Origin of the sequence: Noviherbaspirillum malthae, assembly GCF_015352985.1 — a bacterium.
Lineage (GTDB): Bacteria > Pseudomonadota > Gammaproteobacteria > Burkholderiales > Burkholderiaceae_D > Noviherbaspirillum > Noviherbaspirillum malthae.
Map to the genome: position 1 here is coordinate 51,351 of NZ_JACYXF010000018.1, position 22,771 is coordinate 74,121.

General features: G+C 62.1%; 21 protein-coding genes. 12 read left to right on the forward strand and 9 right to left on the reverse strand.

Annotated elements, in window-relative coordinates:
* Positions 1–70 precede the first annotated feature (70 nt).
* Positions 71–793: a FadR/GntR family transcriptional regulator gene (locus tag IGW03_RS19250; protein WP_194724160.1), complete on the reverse strand. Its 723-nt coding sequence runs from the start codon at positions 791–793 to the stop codon at positions 71–73.
* A gap of 282 nt (positions 794–1,075) precedes the next feature.
* Between IGW03_RS19250 and IGW03_RS19255 the strand changes: the two genes are divergently transcribed.
* Complete coding sequence (locus tag IGW03_RS19255) at positions 1,076–2,446, forward strand: 8-oxoguanine deaminase (RefSeq protein WP_194724161.1); 1,371 nt, start codon at positions 1,076–1,078, stop codon at positions 2,444–2,446.
* Positions 2,447–2,778: 332 nt separating this feature from the next.
* Here the strand turns inward: IGW03_RS19255 and IGW03_RS19260 are convergent, their stop codons facing one another.
* Together IGW03_RS19260 and IGW03_RS19265 are read right to left on the reverse strand one after the other, a co-directional pair.
* Positions 2,779–3,225, reverse strand: coding sequence for an SRPBCC family protein (locus IGW03_RS19260; protein WP_194724162.1), 447 nt, complete (start codon positions 3,223–3,225; stop codon positions 2,779–2,781).
* A gap of 162 nt (positions 3,226–3,387) precedes the next feature.
* Entirely contained in the window at positions 3,388–3,849 is a 462-nt protein-coding gene (locus IGW03_RS19265) for a DUF2127 domain-containing protein (RefSeq protein ID WP_194724163.1), read from the reverse strand.
* A gap of 96 nt (positions 3,850–3,945) precedes the next feature.
* On the opposite strand from IGW03_RS19265, the gene IGW03_RS19270 reads away from it, so the two are divergent.
* Positions 3,946–4,554, forward strand: coding sequence for a DUF1345 domain-containing protein (locus IGW03_RS19270; protein ID WP_228535788.1), 609 nt, complete (start codon positions 3,946–3,948; stop codon positions 4,552–4,554).
* A 36-nt stretch (positions 4,555–4,590) separates the two neighbouring features.
* Here the strand turns inward: IGW03_RS19270 and IGW03_RS19275 are convergent, their stop codons facing one another.
* Entirely contained in the window at positions 4,591–4,857 is a 267-nt protein-coding gene (locus IGW03_RS19275) for a hypothetical protein (protein WP_194724165.1), read from the reverse strand.
* On the opposite strand from IGW03_RS19275, the gene IGW03_RS19280 reads away from it, so the two are divergent.
* A complete protein-coding gene (locus tag IGW03_RS19280) occupies positions 4,837–5,436 on the forward strand; it encodes a response regulator (protein ID WP_194724166.1) in 600 nt (199 codons plus the stop codon). The two genes, IGW03_RS19275 and IGW03_RS19280, sit on opposite strands and share 21 nt — an antisense overlap.
* Before the next feature lie 117 nt (positions 5,437–5,553).
* Here IGW03_RS19280 and IGW03_RS19285 read toward each other — a convergent pair whose 3' ends face one another.
* On the reverse strand, positions 5,554–7,224 hold the full coding sequence (locus tag IGW03_RS19285; protein WP_194724167.1) for a PAS domain S-box protein: 1,671 nt from the start codon (positions 7,222–7,224) through the stop codon (positions 5,554–5,556).
* A 298-nt stretch (positions 7,225–7,522) separates the two neighbouring features.
* Positions 7,523–10,075 (reverse strand): PAS domain-containing protein, encoded by a 2,553-nt coding sequence (locus tag IGW03_RS19290; protein WP_228535792.1) that lies wholly within the window; start codon positions 10,073–10,075, stop codon positions 7,523–7,525.
* A gap of 265 nt (positions 10,076–10,340) precedes the next feature.
* Between IGW03_RS19290 and IGW03_RS19300 the strand changes: the two genes are divergently transcribed.
* The 4 genes from IGW03_RS19300 (at position 10,341) to IGW03_RS19315 (ending at position 14,974) form a co-directional block, all read left to right on the forward strand.
* A complete protein-coding gene (locus IGW03_RS19300) occupies positions 10,341–11,243 on the forward strand; it encodes a LysR family transcriptional regulator (RefSeq protein WP_194724168.1) in 903 nt (300 codons plus the stop codon).
* Entirely contained in the window at positions 11,197–11,886 is a 690-nt protein-coding gene (locus IGW03_RS19305; RefSeq protein ID WP_194724169.1) for an RraA family protein, read from the forward strand. Before IGW03_RS19300 ends, IGW03_RS19305 begins: the two co-directional genes overlap by 47 nt.
* Before the next feature lie 112 nt (positions 11,887–11,998).
* Positions 11,999–13,957, forward strand: coding sequence for an aconitase family protein (locus IGW03_RS19310; protein ID WP_194724170.1), 1,959 nt, complete (start codon positions 11,999–12,001; stop codon positions 13,955–13,957).
* Between the two features lie 33 nt (positions 13,958–13,990).
* Complete coding sequence (locus tag IGW03_RS19315; RefSeq protein WP_438943660.1) at positions 13,991–14,974, forward strand: tripartite tricarboxylate transporter substrate binding protein; 984 nt, start codon at positions 13,991–13,993, stop codon at positions 14,972–14,974.
* A gap of 20 nt (positions 14,975–14,994) precedes the next feature.
* Here the strand turns inward: IGW03_RS19315 and IGW03_RS19320 are convergent, their stop codons facing one another.
* Both IGW03_RS19320 and IGW03_RS19325 read right to left on the reverse strand, forming a co-directional pair.
* Positions 14,995–16,323 (reverse strand): ATP-binding protein, encoded by a 1,329-nt coding sequence (locus IGW03_RS19320; protein WP_194724171.1) that lies wholly within the window; start codon positions 16,321–16,323, stop codon positions 14,995–14,997.
* Positions 16,320–17,060: a response regulator gene (locus tag IGW03_RS19325; RefSeq protein ID WP_194724172.1), complete on the reverse strand. Its 741-nt coding sequence runs from the start codon at positions 17,058–17,060 to the stop codon at positions 16,320–16,322. Before IGW03_RS19325 ends, IGW03_RS19320 begins: the two co-directional genes overlap by 4 nt.
* A gap of 187 nt (positions 17,061–17,247) precedes the next feature.
* Here IGW03_RS19325 and IGW03_RS19330 point away from each other — a divergent pair, with 187 nt between their 5' ends.
* The 3 genes from IGW03_RS19330 to IGW03_RS19340 are packed head-to-tail and all read left to right on the forward strand — an operon-like array spanning position 17,248 to position 18,965.
* Positions 17,248–17,712, forward strand: coding sequence for a DUF2147 domain-containing protein (locus tag IGW03_RS19330; protein WP_194724173.1), 465 nt, complete (start codon positions 17,248–17,250; stop codon positions 17,710–17,712).
* Positions 17,709–18,407 carry a cytochrome c biogenesis CcdA family protein gene (locus IGW03_RS19335; RefSeq protein WP_228535794.1) on the forward strand — a complete coding sequence of 233 codons (699 nt, stop codon included), beginning with the start codon at positions 17,709–17,711 and terminating at the stop codon, positions 18,405–18,407. The genes IGW03_RS19330 and IGW03_RS19335 overlap by 4 nt, the downstream gene beginning before the upstream one ends.
* Positions 18,408–18,416: 9 nt before the next feature.
* Complete coding sequence (locus IGW03_RS19340) at positions 18,417–18,965, forward strand: thioredoxin family protein (protein ID WP_194724174.1); 549 nt, start codon at positions 18,417–18,419, stop codon at positions 18,963–18,965.
* 85 nt (positions 18,966–19,050) lie between these two features.
* On the opposite strand, the gene IGW03_RS19345 is transcribed toward IGW03_RS19340, so the two are convergent.
* On the reverse strand, positions 19,051–19,926 hold the full coding sequence (locus tag IGW03_RS19345) for a LysR family transcriptional regulator (RefSeq protein WP_194724175.1): 876 nt from the start codon (positions 19,924–19,926) through the stop codon (positions 19,051–19,053).
* Between the two features lie 110 nt (positions 19,927–20,036).
* Between IGW03_RS19345 and IGW03_RS19350 the strand changes: the two genes are divergently transcribed.
* Together IGW03_RS19350 and IGW03_RS19355 are read left to right on the forward strand one after the other, a co-directional pair.
* Positions 20,037–21,758, forward strand: a complete 1,722-nt coding sequence (locus IGW03_RS19350) for an acyl-CoA dehydrogenase family protein (protein WP_194724176.1) — start codon at positions 20,037–20,039, stop codon at positions 21,756–21,758.
* A gap of 35 nt (positions 21,759–21,793) precedes the next feature.
* A complete protein-coding gene (locus IGW03_RS19355; RefSeq protein ID WP_438943661.1) occupies positions 21,794–22,768 on the forward strand; it encodes a Bug family tripartite tricarboxylate transporter substrate binding protein in 975 nt (324 codons plus the stop codon).
* Positions 22,769–22,771 lie beyond the last annotated feature (3 nt).

Here is a 22,771-nt window from a genome sequence, read left to right on the forward strand (position 1 = left end):
TCAAACAGGTCTACAAACCATACCAGTTGTCACAAATAAAAGGTCATGCTCCGGCAAAGGCACGCCTTGTTTAGCGCGCCATCTCCTGCACGGTACTCTTGTGAACGTGCTGCAAATGATGTCCCAGCGCTTCTTCCGCGATGACGGGATCGCCGGTGGCAAGCGCGGCGACGATGCGCTCATGGTCCTGCACGCTCTGCGCGATGGCGCCTTTGCGCTTGAGCGCCTGGCGGCGGTAGTCGAGCGCATAGTCATACATGTCACTGACGAAATCGCGCAGCAATCCGTTGCCGCAAGCGGCATAGATGATGGCGTGGAACTCGCGATCCGAAATCTGGAATGAGACCGGATCGTTCACCATCAGCTTCTGGTCGGCCACCAGCGTGCGCAGCCGTTCCAGGTCAGCCTTGCTGATTCTCGTCGCGGCCAGCTTGACCACCTGGGCTTCGACCTGGGCGCGGGCTTCGGCAACCTCATCCGCGCCCTTGTCCTTCAACTTGGCCAGCGCGCGAACGGACGATGCCAGCGTTTCCTTGCCCGGGCCGATCACGCGGGTGCGCGCCCCCTGCGAGACTTCCAGCATGCCGCGCGCATGCAGTTCCGCAATGGCTCCCCGGACCGTTTCGCGCGACACCTGCAAAGTGCCGGACAACGCACGTTCCGATGGAAGCTCGTCGCCGGGCTGAAGCAGACCGCTTACGATCATGTAAGCCAGCTTGTCGGCGATCTGATGCTTGACCGTGCGCTTGACGATATCAGTCTCGCCGCCGGGTAAACGGGTCAGGAGTTCCATTGTTGATCAACTTATCTACTGGTACGGCCAGTGTACCAGTCGTTTTCGCGGAAAGCAAGGAGGCACTGGTTGACATGTTACCGCCGACGAGGCGGCGCCCTCGTCAAGTATGGGTCTCGATACCCAATATATCGGCATGCATAACATGTCTATCAGTCAACGCCTATGCGCGGCGTGCCGCTTTCCGCTAGCATGCGCATAGCATGGGGATTCGGCCGTTCGAAACCCGTGCGCTGCTCTCTTTGCAGTTTGCAAATGTTTTAAACCATAGAAGGTTACGCAATGAGTTCCACCCTCCTCGTCAAGCATGCCCGCGTTCTGGTCACCATGGACGATACCCGCCGCGAGATCGCCGACGGCGCCGTCTTCGTCCGCGGCAACGTGATCGAACAGGTCGGACTCACGGCGGACTTGCCGCAGGACGCGGATGAAGTCATCGATGCAGGAGGCTGCGTCGTGCTGCCCGGCCTCGTCAATACGCACCACCACATGTACCAGAGCCTGACGCGCGTCATTCCCGGCGCGCAGAACGGCGAGCTGTTCAACTGGCTGCAGAACCTGTATCCGATCTGGGCCAATCTCACGCCGGAAATGGTGGAAGTCTCGACGCTCACGGCCATGACGGAACTGATGCTGTCCGGCTGCACGACCAGCAGCGACCACCTGTATATCTATCCGAACGGCTGCCGGCTGGAGCACAGCATCGAGGCTGCTCAGCGCATCGGCATGCGCTTCCATGCCGCGCGCGGGTCGATGAGCGTGGGACAGAGCAAGGGCGGCCTGCCGCCCGACCGCGTAGTGGAAGATGAAGCCGCGATCCTCAAGGATACCCAGCGCCTGATCGAGACCTGGCATGATTCGTCGCGCCATGCAATGCAGCGCATCGTGGTCGCTCCCTGCTCGCCCTTCTCCGTGTCCAGGGACCTGATGCGGGAATCGGCGGCAATGGCGCGCCACTATGGCGTCTCGCTGCACACTCACCTTGCCGAGAGCAAGACCGATATCGACTACAGCCGGGAAAAGTTCAACATGACGCCTGCGCAGTATGCGGAAGACTGCGGCTGGATCGGCCACGACGTCTGGCATGCGCACTGCGTCCAGCTTGACGACGACGGCATCGCGCTGTTTGCGCGCAGCCATACCGGCGTTGCCCACTGCCCTTGCTCCAACATGCGCCTCGCATCAGGCATAGCACCGGTGCGCAAGATGCGCGACGCCGGTGTGCCGGTGGGCCTTGGGGTTGACGGCTCCGCGTCCAATGATTCGGGCCATCTGCTGGGCGAAGTGCGCCAGGCAATGCTGCTGCAGCGCGTGGGCTTCGGCCCCGATGCGATGACCGCGCGCGAGGCGATTGAAATCGCAACGCTGGGCGGCGCGAAGGTGCTGAACCGAGACGATATCGGCGCATTGAAGCCCGGCATGTCGGCCGATATCGTGATGTTCAACCTGAACCAGATCGGATTTGCAGGCGCATTGCACGACCCGGTTGCGGCGCTGGTCTTCTCGACGCCTTCCAATGCCTGGTACAGCATCATCAACGGCCGCGTGGTGGTGCGCGACGGCCGCTGCACGACGGTGGAAACCGGACCGCTGATCGAACGCCATCAGCGCCTGGCACTGCAGTTGTCCAATGCGGCGCGTGTCGTGAATTAAGACATTCATCTGATTCGGCTTGCATGCCGGATTCTGGAATGCAAAGCGACGGTCGGAAATACAAATAGTAAAAAGCCGCCTGAGGTCTTGGCAATCCCCCTCACCCCTACCCCCGCTCCGCGCCCCACGGTTCGGCTTGCAAGCCGAACCGGCTACGGCAGCGCAAACCAATGGTTTGCGAAACCCTGCCTTCGCCCCGCCTGCGGGAGAGGGGAATTCATTCTCCGTGCCCAAACCGCGCCGGTGTCAATCAAGTCGAAAAGACCGGCACGCGGGCTTGAAGTAATTCAGTTGAGTTGTGCCTGCGGGATAGCACCCGGCCCAGGCCATATCTAGTCCCTGATCTCGGGCTCGACGAGCTTCGCGAGCTGTTCAAGCGATTCCTGCCAGCCAAGGTAGCAGGCTTCGGCCGGAATCGCGGAAGGAATTCCCTCCTGCCTGATGCTCACCTCGACGCCGCAGAATACCTCCCGCAATGTCACGGTGGTTTCCATGCGGCCGGGCAAACCCGGATCATCGAACTCGGCCGTATAGCGCAGACGCTTGCCCGGCTCCAATTCCAGGTATTCACCGCCGAATGCATGACTGCGACTTGTCGTGAAATTGGCGAACGACATCCTGTAACGGCCGCCGACCCGGCAGTCCATCTCATGCACGGTGCCGACGAATCCATAGGGCGGCAGCCATTTTGCGAAGGCGCCCGGCGTAGTGAATGCGCGAAACACGCGATCGGGTGTGGACTTGAGAACACGGTGCAGTTCAACGGTATGCCTGGACATGATGAAGTACCTTATGGAAGTGGCAGAGGACAACCCTCACCCGCACGACGAACCAGCTGTCCTGATTTCGACATGCCGCCGCAATCTTTTTGCGCCATGTTCGCCGCCGGGCTTCCGGTGCTCATCGGCTGCCGTTGGTTTCATGGAAAAATTTCCCGGAAGTCACTGCTTTCGGCCACTGCGCTTGCGGTGCAAGCTGTACAGCATGAACAGCACGATGGCCAGGTTGAGCGCCAGCATGCTTGCGGCGAGCCAGTTCGGGCGCTTGAACAGCTCATTCAGTTCGAAAGGCAGATAGACCGCGCCGCTGGCCGCCGCAAACCATTCGCCCCAGGGTCTTTCCCGCCACAGGCCGTAGGCCTCGATGAACCTGACCAAGGCATAAGCCCCTGCGCCGGCGGCGAGCTGCAGCAGGCGCGCATCGTCGATTTTCGCCGCCAACTCCAGAAAGATACGCGGACGGTGCGAGGCAGGGTTGAGATGCGCATGCCGCACAAGCGCTTCGGCAAGCTCCTGCACATTATGATGAATCAACGAGAACAGGCCCAGGCCGGCCAGCAGAACCACAGCCCCTTTCGCTGCTTCGAGCATTGCCACTGCGCGCAAACCATTCGAGAGCTGCATATGAGCATAATAGTGAAATGATCAACCGAGATTATGCCTATTTCCATGACCCCGAGCTCCGTCGTTCATTTTTTCCGAACCAGGCCACGATTGCTCATGGCATTCATGATCGGCACGCTCGTCGCGGCGGCCCTTCCCCCTCCGCTGCGCATGACCTTTCGGATATTGGTCGGATGGAACATTGCCGCCTGGGGTTATCTGGTAATGATCGCGTGGCTCATGGCCACTTCCAGCCCGGAAAAGGTGGAAGACATCGCACAGCGCGAGGATGCCAGTGCGCTTGGGGTACTTTTCATCATGTCGCTGGCATCGGCTCTCAGCGTCGTCGTCATCATTCTTGAACTCGCAACGGTGAAGCAGGTGACTGGTGCGCTTCGACTCGGGCATTTCCTGTTTACCGGATTGACCGTGGTCGGATCATGGCTGCTGGTCATTGCCATCTACACCTTCCATTACGCCCTCCTGTACTACCGGTCGCCGCCTGGCAAGCGGGCTTTGCGATTTCCGGAAGAAGAGCCGGATCCCAATTATTGGGACTTCATGTATTTCGCCCTGACGATCGCCGTCGCCGCCCAGACATCCGACGTGAGCGTGGCCACCCGTTCCATGCGAAAAGCCGTCATGGCGCAATCGATGCTGAGCTTCTTCTTCAACGTCGTCATCATCGGCCTGACCATCAATGTTTCGGCCAGCCTGCTGGGATGATGCCCGAGGTGCCCAGGCCGATCGGCAGGTCGGTATTCATGAAGGTACGACCAGCGTCTGCGGCGCTGCCTGACGCAAGCGAGTCCGCAGCCAGGTACGCTGGCGGCTGTTGCGTTCCCTGATCTGTCTGATGGATGATTCGAACTCGCGGTCATGCTTTGCATGTGCCGCCTGCTCCAGCACATCGAGCGAAATCAGGCTTTCGCTGACCATCAGCCAGAGATCATGCAGATCGCGCCGCAGGTTGAATGCGCTCGGCCCAGCGCGGACCTGCTTGCCCGCTTGTTCACCATCTTCGAGCAAGGGAAAACCACGATCGATCGCGGGAAAGGCGGACTGGGCATCGGCCTCGCCCTGGTCAAGAATTTTGTTGAACTCCATGGCGGAAGCGTTGCCGCGGCCAGCGACGGGCTTGGACGAGGCGCCGAGTTCACGGTCATTCTTCCCTTGCTTCAGATCGCCGAGTCAAGCCAAAGAGATACAATGCAATCGGCCGCGGCCGGCAAGCCGCTCCGCTCGGTGCGTGTCCTGCTGGTTGACGACAACGTCGATGCATTGCATAGCCTGAGCTACTACCTCAGCGGCTGCGGCCATCAGGTGCAGGCAACGGCCGATCCGATTGAAGCATTGCGGATCGCCTCAGAGTTTCTGCCCGAGGTAGCGGTGCTGGACATCGGACTACCGGTACTTGACGGTTATGCGCTTGCAGCGAAAATCAGGGAGGTTCCTGCGTTGCAAGGAGTGCGTCTTGTCGCGCTGACGGGCTACGGGAAATCGAAGGATATCGAAAGATCGCGCGCAGCCGGCTTCGATGTCCACCTTGTGAAGCCGGTGTTATTGCAGGACCTCGATACGGCAATTGCGCGGCTCACCGCAGCGTGACCAGGCTGTCGCACCCCGGACCGGGGCTTTCGCAGAGATAGTGGTCCTGCGGTTGATGTGCTGGGAGCCGCGCAGCCTTGCGTGAGAAGCCGTCCGCATTACTGCTTCACGCGCCATTCAATGCGCCGTGCGCTCGAACACCATAGGCTCTCGTCCACGCCCGAATTCAATCGCGGCCTTGTTCTTTCCCGCTTGCTTGGCCGCATACATGGCGGCATCCGCACGTGACAGGAAGTCTTCCGCCTGCTCTTCATGCATGTGGAAGGCCAGGCCGACCGAGGCGCTCAGCTCGCAGTCGCCCCTTGCATCGGCCAATCCCTCGGAGCCGGCCAGGAGCACGTCCTGCGCGACCTGCATTGCACGTTCCCGGGACACATCTTCGAGAATGACGACGAACTCATCTCCGGCAAGGCGGGCCACGGTGTCGATTTCGTTGCGGACGAGATGACGCAGCTTTTCCGCAAAGGCCTTCAGTACATTGTCTCCCGCATCGTGGCCGAGAACGTCATTGACCTGCTTGAATCCGTCCAGATCGATGAAGAGCAGGGCGACATGTTCATCCTCGCCGGTCCTCGCTTCACGCCGCAGGGCGCGTTCGAGCCGGCTCATCAGTTCGAACCGGTTCGGAAGTCCGGTCAGGTAATCGCGCGTCGCCTGGTAGTGAAGCTGTGCTTCGAGTTCCTTGCGGTGGGCGATGTCGCGGATGAATGTCCCGAAATAGTATTCGTCGCCGTGGTGAATGGCGCCTACCGTCATCTCGACCAGCATCTCCTTTCCTGCCTTGGTCAGAACAGGAAGCTCGACCCGCTTGTTGACGATGTTCGCCTTGCCTGTCTCGATGAAGTTGGCAACGCCTTGTTCATGCCGGCTGCGGTAACGGTGCGGCGCCACGAGAGTGGCCATGTCCCTGCCGATGGCTTCCTGCGCGGTCCATCCCAGCATCTTCTCCGCCTGGCGGTTCCATTCGGTGATCCTGCCGGCCTGGTCCATGCCGATGAATCCATCGCCCGTGTTTTGAACGAGCAGCCGGATTTTTTCTTCCTGCAGGACCCGCATCTGCTCGGCCTCGAACTCCCGCGAGACATCGCGCGCCATGCAGAAGCAGCGCCCTTCGTGAACGGTGGGAGCACTCCATTCCAGCCATCGATAGCTGCCGTCCTTGGTGACATAACGGTTCCGGAAACCTTTGGTCGGCGTCCCTTCGTACAGCTTGCGCATCTCCGCCAGCGTCCTTTCCCTGTCGCCCGGATGGACGAAGTCGATGTAAGGACGCGAGGTGAGTTCCGCGGCGCTCCAGCCCAGGGTGGTGGTCCAGGCATCGCTGACCTCGACGAGATAGCCTTTTACGTTCGCAATCGCCGGCAGATCCGGCGAAAGATTGAAGAACAGCTGGCGATCGACCTCGGCCAGCTTCTGGCGCGTCATGTCGACGATCTCGACGATGAAGCATTTCGGCTGGTTGTCTTCGTCCTGCACGAGAGCGACGAACAGCGATGCCCAGGCGACGGTACCGTTCTTGCGCACGTATCGCTTTTCCACCTGGTATGTTGCCCGCGCTCCCGCCAGAAGCTGCTGCACAAGAAGCAGGTCGGCTTCAAGATCGTCCGGATGGGTGACTTGCTGGAAAGTCAGGCCGAGAAGCTCTTCCTTCGGGTATTCGAGCATGCTTGCCAGCGCATCGTTGACCTCCAGCCAGCGTCCATCCAGATCGACTAGCGCCTTGCCGATTGCGGTGTTATGGAAGGCGACCATTTGCAGCCGGTCGTTCCCAAGATACGCCTTTCCCATTCCTCTTCTCCAACGGAAATTCAGATGGAAGCCATGACAAGCCGCGGCATGCCGGGAGGAAATGGCAAAATAAATGCTTGCCGAATCGACACGCCAAATGTCTGGCCTCTTCAGACTGAAATTCAGTGTAGATGCTTGTTGCATGATATGCAACAGAGAACGACCCGGGCGTTTGACTCACTTTAAGCCAAGGCGCATTTCAACAACCTGTGCGGCACCAAGTCCGGCGCGGCATGGACCGCCGAGCGTATGCAATCAGATATAAAGCCCGGGATTCATGGTGCCCCGTGCCGAAGGCTCATTCGCCCTTGTTCAGCAATTGCCGGATCTTGGCCGCAAGCTGTTCGCGCCTGTAGGGCTTGGTCAGGAGCTGCAGACCGGGGTCCAGCCGGCCGCCGTGAACGATTGCGTTCTGGGTATAGCCGGAAGTAAACAACACCTCGATGTTTGGATGCAGCAACTTCGCCTGGCGGGCAAGCTCGGGGCTTCGCAGCTCGCCAGGCATCACCACGTCGGTAAACAGCAGGTCGATGGGAAGGCCGCTTTTCAGCACGACGAGCGCACTCTCCGCATTATCGGCCTTCAGGACGCGATAGCCGAGACTGCTCAGAATTTCGACCACGGTGCGCTGAACGGCAAGATCGTCTTCGACGACGAGTATCGTCTCGGTGCCGCTGGCGGCGGCGGCCGGTGTTGAACTGGGCGTTACGTCGAGTTCGGCATCGTAGGCGCGCGGGAAGTACATCCTGATGGTGGTGCCATGGCCCACCTCGCTGTAAATCTTGAGATGGCCGCCGCTTTGCTTGACGAAGCCGTAGGCCATCGAAAGGCCGAGTCCGGTGCCCACCCCTTCCGGCTTGGTTGTGAAGAAGGGATCGCACGCCCTTTCTAGGACTTCGCGCGTCATGCCCGTGCCGGTATCGGAGATGGCGAAGACCACATACTGGCCCGGGCGCAGGTCGCCTTCGCCGGAGACATACTCGTCATCGAGCATGGTGTTCCCGACTTCGATGGTCAGCTTCCCGCCCTGCGGCATGGCGTCGCGCGCATTGATGACCAGATTGAGAATCACGTTTTCGAGCTGATGCGGATCGACGAGGGTGTTCCATAACCCGCCTGCCGCAATCGTCTCCACATGAATCATTTCGCCGATGGCCCGCCGGATCAGGTCATCCATTGCACGAATCAGCCGCGTCGGGTTGAGTACTGTGGGCTGCAGCGGCTGGCGGCGCGCGAAGGCGAGCAGCTGCGATGACAGTTTCGCTCCGCGCTCGACGGCATCGAGCGCGCTTTGCAGCCGCGTCTGCATGGCGGTATCGCTTCGCATCGCCGAGGCGCCGATCTGCAGCAGCTGCAGGTTGCCGGCAATGACCTGCAGGATGTTGTTGAAGTCATGCGCCACGCCGCCGGTCAGTTTGCCGACCGCTTCCAGCTTCTGCGAACGCTGAAGCGCGAGCTGCATCTCTTCCAGTTTCCGGGTGCGTTCCACAACCAGACGTTCCAGATCCGCCTGATAGCGCCTCACCTCGTCCTGCGCGGCCTTGTATTCGGTCACGTCGTTGCCCTGGACGAAGATGCCGATCACCGATCCGTCGGGCCCGATCACGGGCTGGTAGACAAAGTCGACATACCTGACGATGGCCGGCTCCTTCGGATCGGGCTGCACCGTCAGCGGCAGTCCGCGGCCGATGAAAGGCTCCGCCGTGGCATACACCTTGTGGAGAAGCTCGACGAAGCCCTGCGATTTCACTTCCGGCAAGGCTTCATGCACCGGCCTGCCCAGCAGGTCACGCGTTCCGACAAGCGCGAGGTAGGCCTTGTTGGCGATCTCGAATACATGGTTGGGCCCGTTCAACACGCAGATGAAACCCGGCGCCTGATCGAACAGTTGCAGCAGGTGCCGCTTGTCGCCCTGCAGTTCGCGGACCAGGATCAGGGCCTTGCGCGTTTCCTCCAGCGTCTTGGTTCGCTCTGCAAGCAGCGCCTCGAGTTCGGTCTGCTTGCGCTGCACTTCGACCTGGGCCCGTACCTGCTCGGTGACGTCGCTGCCCTGGGAAAATACGCCGACAATCTCGCCTTCGTCTCCGAAGATGGGCTGGTAGACAAAATCGATATAGCGCTGCTCCGCCGCCTTGCCGTCCGCCGGCTTCACCGCGAGGGGCAGTGCTCGACCGACATATGGCTTTCCCGTTGTGAATACTTGATCCAGCAGTTCGAAAAACCCCTGCCCTTCCAGTTCGGGAAGCGCCTCGCGCACGGGCTTGCCGATGATGTCCTTGTATTCGGCAAGCCGGTGATGCGCCTTGTTCTGCAGCTCGTAGACATGCAGCGGGCCGCGGAAGAAACACACGAAGCCCGGCGCCTGCTCGAACAGGCGCAGCAGATCGCGGTACTGTCCGGCCTGCTGCCTGAGCAATCGTTCGTGAGCTTCCTCGAGCGCCCTGGCTGCGTTGCGGCGCTCGGTAATGTCGCGCGTGACCTTCGCGAAGCCGACAAAGCGGCCGTCGTCGTCATGGATGGGGGTGATGACCACATGCGCCCAGAAGCGCGAGCCGTCCTTGCGCATCCGCCATCCCTCGGCTTCGAACTTGCCCTCCTTTCGGGCGCGCTCCAGCGCCTGCAAAGGTATGCCGGCAGCCTGATCCTCGGGCGTGTAGAAGCGTCCGAAATGCTGCCCGATGATCTCATCCGCGGAATATCCCTTGAACCGCTCCGCACCCGCATTCCAGCTGCTGACGAGGCCTTCCGGCGAAATCAGGTAGATCGCGAAATCGCTGATGCCTGACACAAGCAGGGACAGTTGGCGGTCGTGGAGGTTGCTATCCAGCGATGAAGCTGCTTTCTTCGTCATGGGCAGATTAGTAAGAGGCGACTAGGAATCGTTGGCGGCGGGTGACCGAAAATCTCGACCGCCGAAAGGCCGGCATAGAGGCCGGGATGGCAAACCCTGTATTTTACTCAAGCCCTCTAGTAGACGCATGCCAACAAGGCAGGCATGTCCTCCTGCACGCGGCACGGCGGAAAGACGATTCGTATTCGATGCAAAAACAGCCATGCATTTCGAAGTGGAATACACTTGGACAAGTTGCCTTTTCATTCGCATTCCGTCGAAGTCCATGGATAATCTCCTTCGCAAGCTTGACCTGACCTCCCTTCGGCTGTTCGTCGCCGTCTGCCAGGAAAAGAACATCGCCCGCGCGGCGGAACGCGAGTTCATCGCGCCTTCGGCCGTCAGCCGCCGCATTGCGGATATCGAGAATGTCATCGGCCTGCCGGTGATCCAGAGACAGTCGCGCGGCATCACCGTGACGCCGGTGGGTGAAACGGTACTGCGTCATGCGCTCGCCGTCATCGGCAACATCGAGTCTCTCGGCGCCGAACTGTCGCAGTACTTCATCGGCGCAAAGGGCAATGTCAGGATCATCGCGAACCTGTCATCCATCGTCCAGTTCCTTCCCGAAGACATTGCAGCCTACCAGCGCATTTTTCCGGAAGTAAATATTGACATCGAGGAATACAACACCGTCGAGGTGATACGCCTGCTTGCCGAGCGAGGCGCCGACTTCGGCATCTGCAATGCGATCGCCGGCATCGAGGAATTCGAGCATGTGCATTACCGCACCGACCGCCTGTCGGTCATGCTTCCCCAGACGCACCCGCTCGCTGATGCGACCAAGCTGCGGCTCGCGGACCTGCTGGCAGAAAGTTTTGTCGGCCTGCGCCGGGACAGCGCATTGACCATGCTTCTCGCACGGGAAGCTGCGGCCCTCGGCAGCGAACTTGCGGTAAAGATCCGCGTCGGCAGCCTGGATGCATTGTGCCGCATGGTGCACGCGGGACTGGGCATTGCCGTCGTTCCCCATCAGGTTGGAGAACTGTACGTCAATACGCTCAACGTGAATCTCGTTCCTCTCAGCGATGCATGGGCCACTCGCGAGCTCGTGATCATTTACCGGTCGCGCGAGCAGTTGAATGCAACTGCGGCCACGCTCGTCAATTTCCTGGCGCAGCGCTGCTGAGGCGTTCCTGAACCGCCCGTGGATCGGCATTGCAGGCATCACATTTCGAGATGCCTGCAATGCCGATCCACGTTTTGATCTCAGGCTCAAGGCAGGCGATCATCCGGCGACTTGCCACTCTTCGCCTGTCATCATGAATCCGTTCTCGACTTCCGACCTGCATGACGCGTGCATGGACCGTCCCGAAGTGCATCTGCAGGTCGCAAGGCCGGGCCTGAAGTCTTTTGGAGGAAAGCACTGCTACAGCGGTGAAATCACGACGGCTGCCGCCGCGGGTACCTCCGCGCTGCGCTTGCGCGACATTCTTTCCGAAACCGGCCTGGGGCGCGTACTCGTGGTCGAAGGCAATGGCATCGATGCGCAATGGGCGCTGCTCGGCGACAGGATGGGCCAGCTTGCGCTCGACAACGGCTGGTCTGGCGTCGTTCTGCACGGCTACATACGGGACGTTGCGGCGCTGAAAAATATTGCGCTCGGCGTTCATGCGCTGGGAAGCCTGCCCTCGCGCCCCCGCTGGCCGGAATCGATACCGGTCATGCGGGATATCCCCCTGACACTCCATGGCATGCGTTTCCTTCCCGGACACTGGCTCTATGCCGACGAAGACGGCCTGATCACGACGGACCGTCCGATCAGCCTGTGAAACGCCTCTCGGCGTAGCCTGCCCCGGCATCGCATGCCGCGATGCCTGCCTTGGCCATTCAGCACTTCAGCTTGCCCGGTCCGGCGTGTAGATTCGTTCACAGGAGACTTAGATGACGACACTGAACTTCAACGGCCGCATGCTCTTCCTCAGCGCCGATCCCGAAAAAGTCACGGCGCAGCTTGAAGGCAAGGATCTTTCGCCTGCGCAGGCAGGCCCGCTGCGCGACGATGTATCAACCGACGAAATCACGCCGATTCCGGTACTCGCGTATTACGACGAGCGCCTGGGCCGCTATCCCTATCTCGGATTCAAGGCCGGCTCGCAGCTTCCCGTCGTCAAGGACGCCGTCAGGAACGGCGGCTTCAGCGTGACCGTGGCCGGCAAGCGCTACGGCAAGGGTTCGTCGCGCGAACACAGCCCGGTTGCCGAACGCACGGCCGGCATCCGGCTCGTGATCGCGGAGAGCTTCGAACGGATCTATCGCCAGAATGCCGACAATGTCGGCTTGTTCACCTCCACGGATTTCAGCCTGATCGATCGCATCCGCCGCGGCGAAGGCATCGATATCGAAGAGATTGTCGCCTCGCGCGACAGGCTGGCCGCGGCGATACTGCGCCACGGCGGCCTGCTGCGCTATGGGCAGGAACGAATGCGCACGATATCGCTGGCCAAGGTCGGTTCGGATTCGACGCCGCGCACGCTGGCCGAGAAGATACTGCAGCGCCACCTGGTGCGAACCGCCGACGTGGAGGCCAGCCTGAAGCCGGGCGACGGCGGCTTCGTGCGCGCCGACTGGCGCTTCATTCACGAGTACTACACGGGCATGTGCACGCACATGCTGCATGCCACCTTCGGCAAGCCGGTGACGCTGCATGAGCCGCAATCCATCATCGCCTTCGAAGATCACCTGTCGTATTCGCACCGCAGTCCCGTGCATATTGCCAACGGCCTGCTGAACGACGTGCGCAACCTGTCTGATGCGCATCGCGCCTTCGTCAGCGATTACGGCGTGCGATCCCACGGCTATCTGGATGGAATCGAAGGACGCGAAGGCGGTTCGCAGGGCATTTCCCACGCAATGATGGCGGAACTGTATGCGCTGCCGGGCAATGTCGTCGTCGGCACCGATTCGCATACCCCGCACAGCGGCGCGGTCGGATGCGTTGCCTTCGGCGTCGGCACCACCGACATGGCCAACAGCATGGTCACCGGCGCGGTGCGCATGACGATGCCGGAAACCTTGCGCATCGATCTGCATGGCGACATTCCTCCCGGCGTTACCGCCAAGGACCTGGTCCTGCATCTGCTGTCCGATCCGAAGATCAAGGCCGGCGCAGGCGTGGGCAAGATATTCGAATTCGGCGGCAATGCGATTTCGCAGTTGTCGACCGACGAACGGGCAACGCTGACCAACATGACGGCCGAGCTCGGCGGCTTCACCGGCATCGTCGCGCCCGATGAGGAAACCGTGCGCTTCCTGCGCGAGCGGCGCGGCGTCGAATTCAAGATCGAACCGTGGATGCGCAGCGATCCGGGCGCGCACTATGCCGACACCATACGCATCGATTGCAGCGCGGTGACGCCCATGGTCGCTGCGCCCGGCGATCCCGGCAACGGCGTTGCGCTGGGCAGCCTGAAGGAACGCGTGAAGCTCGATATCGCCTATGGCGGCTCCTGCACCGCCGGCAAGCGCGAGGACTTCGATCATTACCATGAAGTGCTGTCCTGGGCTGCGAAACAGGGCTTGCGCGTGCCGCCGAACGTGAAGCTCTACCTGCAGTTCGGCACCGCGGCCGTACGCGACTACTGCATCGGCAAGGGTTATCTCGCCGCCTTCGAACAGGTCGGCGCGGAAATGCTGCAGCCTGCCTGCGGCGCCTGCGCAAACTGCGGACCAGGCTCATCGACCGAGGCAAGCCAGGTAACGGTGAGCGCCATCAATCGCAATTTCCCCGGACGTTCGGGGCCGGGCCAGGTCTGGCTCGCCAGTCCGCCGACCGTGGCGGCAAGCGCAATCGCCGGCGAACTGCTTTCGTTCGCCGAACTGCGCGAGCGCTTTTCACATTAAAAAATACTTCCACGAGAGTGAAGGAGACAACACATGAACAAGTTTTTCAACAGGCGCCGCCTCGTCGGCGCAATCGTCGGCACCATGCTGGCTGCACCGCTGCTGACCGCATCGGCGCAGGTCATGGGCGAGAAATCCGTGCGCCTGATCGTGCCCCTGACTGCGGGTTCGACGGTGGATGCGATTGCCCGCGTCATGGCCAACCAGTATGCGAAGTCCATGGGACATCCGGTGGTGGTGGAAAACCTGGTCGGTGCGGGCGGCCTGACCGGCACCGCGCAGCTGGTGCGCGCCCCCAAGGATGGCATGACCATCGGCATGGTGTCATCCAATCATGTCATCAATCCGAGCATCTATAAATCGGTTCCGTTCGATGCGATCAAGGACATTACGCCGATCTCGGTCATCGGCACCGTGCCGCTGGTGCTGGTCACGCATCCTTCCGTGCCGGCGAAAGACCTGAAGGAACTCATCGCGCTCGCCAAGGAAAAGCCGGGCGAGCTGAACTATGGCTCGGCGGGCAATGGCAGCTCGCTGCACCTGGCGGGCGAACTGTTCAAGAGTGAGGCCGGTGTCGATCTGCGCCATATTCCTTATCGCGGCACCGGCCCGCTGACCAACGACCTGCTCGGCGGCCAGGTGCAGATGGGCTTCGTGTCTGTGACGGCGGTGGCGCCCCACATCAAGGCCGGGAAATTGCGGGCGATCGCGGTTTCCACGTCCAAGCGTTCGACAGTGCTGCCCGATGTGCCGACCGTTGCTGAACAAGGGTTGCCGAATTACAGCTTCGATGCCTGGATTGCGTTGATCGGACCGGCCGGCCTTCCCGCGGCGACGGTGAACAAGCTCTATGGCGATACCAAAACCGCGCTGGGCACAAAGGAAGTGCAGGACAGCCTGGCGGCGCAGGGCATCATGGTTATCGGCAGCGCACCGGAGTCGGCTGCGCAATTCTTCAAGACCGAACTTGAAAAGCACACCAGGCTTGTGAAGCAATCCGGTGCACGGCTGGAATAAAAGCCTGAGGCTGATTGCTGCTAGGCCTGCTTCTCCGGCAACGCAGGCAGCGGCAAGTCCAGGCTTGCCCGCAGCCCGCCCCCTTTGCGATTGGCAATGGTCAGCTCGCCGCCGAGCGCGGCGCTGAGCTGCTGGGCAATCGCCAGGCCAAGGCCGCTGCCTCCGGTTTCCGGATTGCGGGAGCTCTCCAGTCGATAGAAAGGCTGCAGGACGGCCGCCTGTTCATGCTCGGGAATGCCAGGGCCGCGATCGAGCACCGCAATCGATATTCGCCCATCGGCGGCAGTGACCTCGATGTCGGCGCTGCCCGCAAACTTGAGCGCATTGTCGACCAGGTTCGACACGATGCGGCGCAGCGCCTGCGGCCGGGTCGTCAGTTTCCTGTGCGCGGCGCCATGCAATTCAACGGCCTGCCCGGCATCCTGGTAATCGGATGCGAGCGCATGCAGCAAGGCGTCGATATCGACCTGCATCGGCTGTTCCGTGGCCGCATGCGCGCTGCGCGCATAGGCGATGCCTTCCTGTATCAGCGACTGCATCGCATCGAGATCGGCCTGCCACTTGCTGCGCTCTGCGCTTTCCTCCATCAATTCGGTTCGCAGCCGCATGCGCGTGACCGGCGTCTGCAGGTCATGCGAGATGGCGGCGAGAATCCGGGTGCGTTCCTGCAGGTGCTGTGCGATGCGCGCCTGCATGGCATTGAAAGAGCGCGCGGCTTTCGCCACCTCGGCGGGACCGTGTTCCGCGACAGGCTGGGCGGCGCTTTCGGGAGAGATGGCTTCTGCAGCTTGCGCCAGCTGCGCCAGCGGACGGGTTGCAATGCGGACCGCAAGCAAGCAGGAAAGAACGATCAATGCAAGCTGCGCGGCGAGCAGCGCGGGCAGCCATTCGGCCAGCGGCATGGAAGCCGGATTCAGCTCGATGGCCAGGGGCGTGCCGTCATGCAGCTGCAGGCGCAGGCGCGGCCGTCCGTCGCCAGGCGAGGCATCGATACCGATGCGGTAAGCCGGCCCGAGAACCGCGGCAAGGCTGGCGGCAATGGTTGGGTCAAGCTCGCCGGCCTGCTCCTTCCCTCCGGGGACCGCCCCCAGACGGTAGCGGTAATTCCGGCGATCGAGCCTTTGCAGCCACGAGGCCCGCTCCTGCGGCGGCACGCGTTCGAGTATGGCGATGGAACTGGCGACATCCCTTGCAAGGTAAGCCGCCATCATGGATTGCGAGGCGCGCGTTCGCTCGTACCAGAGCAGGCCGAAGGTCAGCAGTTGTGCGGCGGCCAACCCGCAAAGCAGTATCAGCATCAGGCGGCCGAACAGGGAGCGCGGCAGCACGCGCGGCCAGCGGCTCGTCATTGCCCGCCTGCGATGAGATCGACCGCGGCGCAGAACACATAACCCTCGTTCCTGACCGTCTTGATATAGCGCGCGCCGCGCGCATCGTCGCCCAGGCGCTGCCGCAGCCGGCTGACCAGCAGGTCGATGGACCGGTCGAACAGGTCCACGTCCCGCCCTTGGGTCAGGTTGAGCAGCTGGTCGCGGTTGAGCACACGCTGCGGATGATCGAGGAATACCCGCAGCAGCCGGTACTCCGCGCCGCTCAGGGCCACCATCGTGCCGTTCGCATCCAGCAGGTGGCGCGCGGTGGTGTCGAGGCGCCAGTCACCGAAGGCGATGAAGGCCGCCGCTTCCGTCACCCTGAGATTCGGCGGCAGCATGCGCGTGCGGCGCAGGACCGCCTGGATCCGGGCCATCAGTTCGCGCGCCGCGAAGGGCTTGGTCAGGTAATCGTCGGCACCCATCTCCAGGCCGACGACGCGGTCGGTTTCCTCGCCGCGCGCGGTCAGCATGAGCACCGGCATGGCCTTGTGCGGGCCGGCGCGCAGGCTGCGGCACAGGCTGAGTCCATCCTCGCCGGGCAGCATCAGGTCGAGCACGATCAGGTCGACGGCGGTGTGTTCGAGCAGCGCGCGCATCTGCCGTCCGTCGGCAGCCAGCGAGACCTTGAAACCGTTTTTCTGCAGATACACGGCCAAAAGCTCCCGTATCTCGCGGTCGTCGTCGACAATCAAAATGTGGTCGGGGTTGTTCATACCTGCTTTATAGCCGATTTCCGGCGGCTTCTGTCGCTGCCATGTATCTCAATGTATCTCGGGTGCGGGTAGATACACAGGCTTGCAGGGCGGCCCCGTTGCGGACACATTGCGGACAACTCCGGAGCTTGAAATGGCGTCACCGGCCTTTGCGGCCGGCACCGACCAACCATCCTGGAGCCACACCATGAAAAGCATCATTGTCCGCGCGGCCATTTTCGCTGCTGCTGCCTGCGCAGTGCAGGCACATGCCGCCGGAGCGCCGGCCGCCGGAGCGCCGGCCGCCGAATCCGGTCGCTGGATCACCGAAAGCGGCAATCTCGAAATCGACATCGCGCCCTGCGGCGAAGCCCTGTGCGGAACCGTCGTCCGGGTGATCGCCAACCGCTCGATGAGCCGCCCCGGCACCGACATGCAGGCGGCCGACGGGCGCTCCGCCATTGGCATGCAAGTGCTGTCCGGCTTCATGCCCTCCGGGAACGGAGAATGGAAGGGGCAGATTTATAACCGGGAAGACGGCCAGACCTATGATTGCCTGATTGAACTGCTGGCGCCCGGCCAGCTGAAGGTCCGCGCCTACAAGGGACTGCCGCTGTTCGGCAAGACCCAGGTATGGCGCCGCACATCCGAGGTGCCGGGAGAACCGCAATGATGGCCGCGGATCCAATGGTGGAACTGCCGCTGGCTTTCTCGGCCGGCCTGCTGACAGTGGCCGCGCCGTGCATTCTCCCCATGCTGCCGATCCTGCTCGGAGCGGCCGTCAGGGAAGGCGGCCGGCTGCGGCCCGCCTGCATTGTGCTCGGCTTCATTGCCGCCTTTTCGGGCATTGCCTTCGTTTTCGGCAGCGTCTCGAGTGCCATCGGCCTGTCTGCGGAAACGCTGCGCAATGGCGCCATCCTGATGCTCCTGGTCTTCGGTGCGCTGATGGTCTGGCCGCGCCCGTTCCAGCTGCTCGGCGTGCGCATGGGCGGCCTGCTCAACCGGATCGACGGCGTTGCGTCCCGGGCGGGACCGGGCAACCTGGGCGGACTGGTGCTGGGTGCAAGCATGGGCGCCGTCTGGACGCCCTGCGCCGGGCCGGCGCTCGGCTCCATTCTCGCCCTCGTCGCCGCCGCCAAGGATCCCGGAGGCGCTGCGCTGCTGTTGCTTTCCTATGCGGCCGGCGCGGGCATTCCCATGCTGGCGATCGCCTATGGCGGGCAATACGCAGCGGCCCGCGTGCGCCGCATTGCGCCTCACTCCTACAAGATCCAGCAGACCTTCGGCGTTCTCATCGTACTGACGGCGGCAGCCATGTATTTCCAGTACGACACGCTGGTCACCGTCTGGCTTTCCACATTGGCATAAGGAGACATCATGCAATTATTTTCAAAGGCAAAATGGGGTGCGGGATTCGCCGCGCTTGTCCTGGCCCTGTCGGCGCAAGCCTCGACGCCGGCCCTCGTCGACCGCGGTCCGGCCCCGGAATTCACCGGCATCGAAACCTGGCTGAATTCCCCTCCCCTGACCATGAAGGACTTGCGGGGCAAGGTGGTGCTGGTCGATTTCTGGACTTATTCCTGCATCAACTGCCTGCGCACCCTGCCCCATGTCACGAAGTGGCACGAGAAGTACAAGGATCAGGGCCTGGTCGTGGTCGGCGTCCATACGCCGGAATTCGCATTCGAACGCAGTACGAACAATGTTAAAACTGCCGCCAGGCGTTTCGGCGTCGGCTATCCGATCGCCCAGGACAACCAGTACGCCACCTGGAATGCCTACCGCAACCAGTATTGGCCCGCGTCCTACCTGATCGACAGGAACGGCCGCATCATGCACCAGCACTTCGGGGAAGGCGGATATGAGGAGATGGAAGCGGCAATCAGGACGCTGCTGGCAAGACCCGGCGACAAGGCGGGCGGATAAGCCGCTCCCGGGCCATGGCGAATGACACGGGCCCGGGTCGCACTCTCTTCCCCCAACGGTTCGCCGGCCGGTTTTCAAGCCGCCTTCAGGGTTTGTTGAGGGCTTGGATCAAGGTCGGCAGAACTGCCGGCATCTGCCGCTCGTCCCAGACCGCATACACTTCCGAACGGTATCTGGATGCGCCGACAGGAACGAATTTCACGCCGCTGATGCCGGCGCCCGCCAGTGCGCTCGGCACCAGCGCAATGCCCATGCCTTTCGACACGAGCGACACGACGCTCAGCCAGTGGCGCACCTCGTGCCTGACGGTGGGCTGCAGGCCCTGCTCCTCGCATAGCGCGAGGATGCGCTGATAGTAATCCGGCGAAGCGCCGCGGGAAAACATGACGAGCGGCTCATCCGAAAGAAGGCCGAGATCGATCGCCTTCTTGGCCGCCGCGCGGTGATTGGCAGGCAGGCACCAGACGAAAGGTTCGGAGGCATAAAGCGCCTTGCTGAGCTCTCTCGGCATGCGCGCGGTGTGAACGAATGCGAGATCGATCTGCCCCCGTATCAGCGCATCGACCTGCTCGCTGGAATTGCCCTCGGAAAGAACGATGTCCACGCGCGGATGGAGTTTCTGAAACGCGGTCAACCGCTCCGGAAGCTCGCGGAACAGCATCGACCCCACCATGCCGATACGTACCCGGCTGCCCGCCCCCTTTGCAATCTGCCGCACCTTTTCCTTGCCTTCTTCGGCTTCGGCCAGCAGGCGAAGCGCAACATCCCGAAAGGCAATCCCGGCCGGCGTCAGCTTCACCGACTTGCTGTTGCGCTCGAACAGGCTGGCACCGAGCGAGGCTTCGAGTTGCTGGATGTTAAGGCTGAGCGGCGGCTGCGAGATCGCCAGGCGCTTGGCCGCCCGGCCGAAATGCAGCTCTTCGGCGAGCACGACGAAGTACTTGAGATGCCGGAATTCCATGGATCATCCATTAAATATAAATATCGAACCATTCTAAATCAATATTTGACGCGTATCGTCACCGGCAGCACAATGATCCGGACTTCAATACCAGAGACTGGAGAGAGACCATGAATGCGCGCGACGGCTTGTACGAAGAGGCGATTCCCGACCGGTTCGGCACCAATTCCTTCCTGGAAGACCGGGACATGGAGTCGCTGCTGAATGTTTATCTTCCTGAAGATCTCGTCCGCCACCTCAAGCCCCATCTCAATCGGCTCGGCGAATTCGCCGGGGGGCTTCTCGATACGCTTGCGCACACCTCCGACCAGAATCCGCCCACGCTGCAGCATCGCACCCGCACCGGCAAGGATCTGCAGAAGATCGTCAAGCATCCCGCTTACATCGAAATGGAAAGGCTGGCCTATTCCGAGTTCGGCCTGGCCGCGATGTCGCACCGGGGCGGCGTGCTCGGCTGGCCGGCTCCCATGCCGGCCGCTGCGAAATACGCACTGACTTTCCTGTTCGTGCAGGCCGAGTTCGGCCTTTGCTGCCCGGTATCGATGACCGATTCCCTGACGCGTACCCTGCGCAAGTTCGGCGACCCTGCGCTGGTGGAGAAATACCTTCCGGCGCTGACGGCGCAGGATCTCGATGCTCTCGCACAGGGTGCGATGTTCATGACCGAGCAAGGCGCCGGGTCCGACATCGCCGCGACCGCAACCATGGCACGGCGCGACGGCGATGTCTGGAAGCTCACCGGAGACAAGTGGTTCTGCTCGAATCCGGATGCGGCGCTGGCGATGGTTCTGGCTCGCGTGGAGGGCGCGCCGGAAGGCATGCGGGGCGTGTCCCTGTTCCTGCTGCCGCGCCGTCTGGAAGACGGATCGCCGAATTCGTATCGCATCATCCGCCTCAAGGACAAGCTCGGCACCCGTTCGATGGCCAGCGGAGAGATCCGCCTGGAAGGCGCAACCGCCTACCTGGTCGGCGAACTCGGCCGCGGCTTCGTGCAGATGGCGGACATGGTGAACAATTCCCGCCTTTCCAACGGCGTGCGTGCAGCAGGCATGATGCGCCGCGCCGCGGCGGAAGCCCTGTATATCGCGCGCCACCGCAAGGCCTTCGGCAAGCGCTTGATCGACATGCCGCTGATGCAGCGCCAGCTTGCCAAGATCATGCTGCCGGGCGAGCAGGCCCGCAGCATGATGTTCCAGGCCGCCGATGCCTTGCGGCGCTCCGATGGCGGAGACGCCAAGGCCTACGCGCTGGTGCGCATCCTGACGCCGATGCTGAAATTCCGTGCCTGCCGCGATGCGCGCCGGGTCACGGGCGATGCGATGGAGGTGCGCGGCGGCTGCGGCTATATCGAGGAATGGAGCGATGCGCGCCTGGTCAGGGATTCCCATCTCGGCTCGATCTGGGAGGGCACCAGCAATATCGTGGCGCAGGATGTGATTCGCGCCATTGTCAGGGAGGATTCGCTGACCGTCCTGCAGGCGCATCTGTCTTCGCTGCTGCAGCAAACCCATATGCATCCCGCCGTGCGGGCCAGGATCGACTCGCTCATCAACGGAGCGTCCAGGCTGGCCGAAGAAGCGGCCGGGACGGAAGCCGGCCACCTTGCGCGCCAGGCGGCATCGGCGCTGTATCACCTGACCTCGGCGGTGGCGATGGCATGGGAAGCCGGGAAGATCGGCTCATCCAGGCGCATGGCGCTGTCGCAGATGGTCATCCTGCATCGGCTCACGGCCCGTGATCCGCTCCGGTCCCAAAGCAATGCAGGCATGGAACTGCTGTTTGACGACGATGCAAAAGCCGATCCGGCAACCCTGAACCTGCTCGACCAATAAAACAACGCCTGGCACAGGCAAACAAGGAGACAACAGTGAAAATCGCTTCCATCGTTCTTAGCGGCCTGCTTTGCATCGTCACCCATGCCAGCGTGCTGGCCCAGGGCGCCGCATCGGGCAAACCCGTCACGCTGGTGGTTCCGTTCGCACCGGGCGGCCCGACCGATGCCATGGCGCGCTCCATCGCCCATGAACTCAAGGACATACTCGGGCAGACCGTCATCGTCGACAACCGCGCCGGCGCGGGCGGCAACATCGGAGCCGACTTCGTCGCCCGTGCGCCGGCCGACGGCCAGACGCTGCTCTTCGGCACATCGGGTCCGCTCGCCATCAATGCGAGCCTCTACAAGAAGATCAGCTACGATCCCCTGCGCAGCTTTGCGCCCATCATCAATCTGGGCTACCTGCCCAATGTGCTCGTCGTGCATCCCAGCCTGCCGGCGAAGAACGTCAAGGAACTCATCACCTACGCCAAGGCCAATCCCGGCAAGCTGACCTATGCCTCTTCCGGCAACGGCGCATCGTCCCATCTTGCCGGCGTCATGTTCAACAAGATGGCGGGAACGGATTTCGTGCATGTCCCGTACAAAGGCACCGGCCCTGCGCTCAATGACCTCATCGCCGGCCATGTGTCGATGGCATTCACCGATGTGCTCACCGCGCTGCCTTTCATCAAGACCGGAAAACTGCGCGTGCTCGGCGTGACCACTGCCGAACCGTCGCGCGCGCTTCCCGACGTGCCTACCGTTGCCGAACAGGGCGTGAAGGGTTTCGACGTCAGCGTCTTCTTCGGCATCGTCGCGCCCGCCGGCACGCCGCCTGATGTCGTCACGCACCTGCATCGCGCATTCGCCGCCGCGCTGAAGCGGCCCGAACTGGCGAAATCGCTGGAGAAGCAAGGGCTGGAGATGGCTGCCAAAAATGACCCGGAAAGCCTGCATGCCTTCATGACCAGCGAAGTCAGCCGCTGGAAGGAAGTCGTCAAGACATCGGGCGCACAACTGGATTGAACC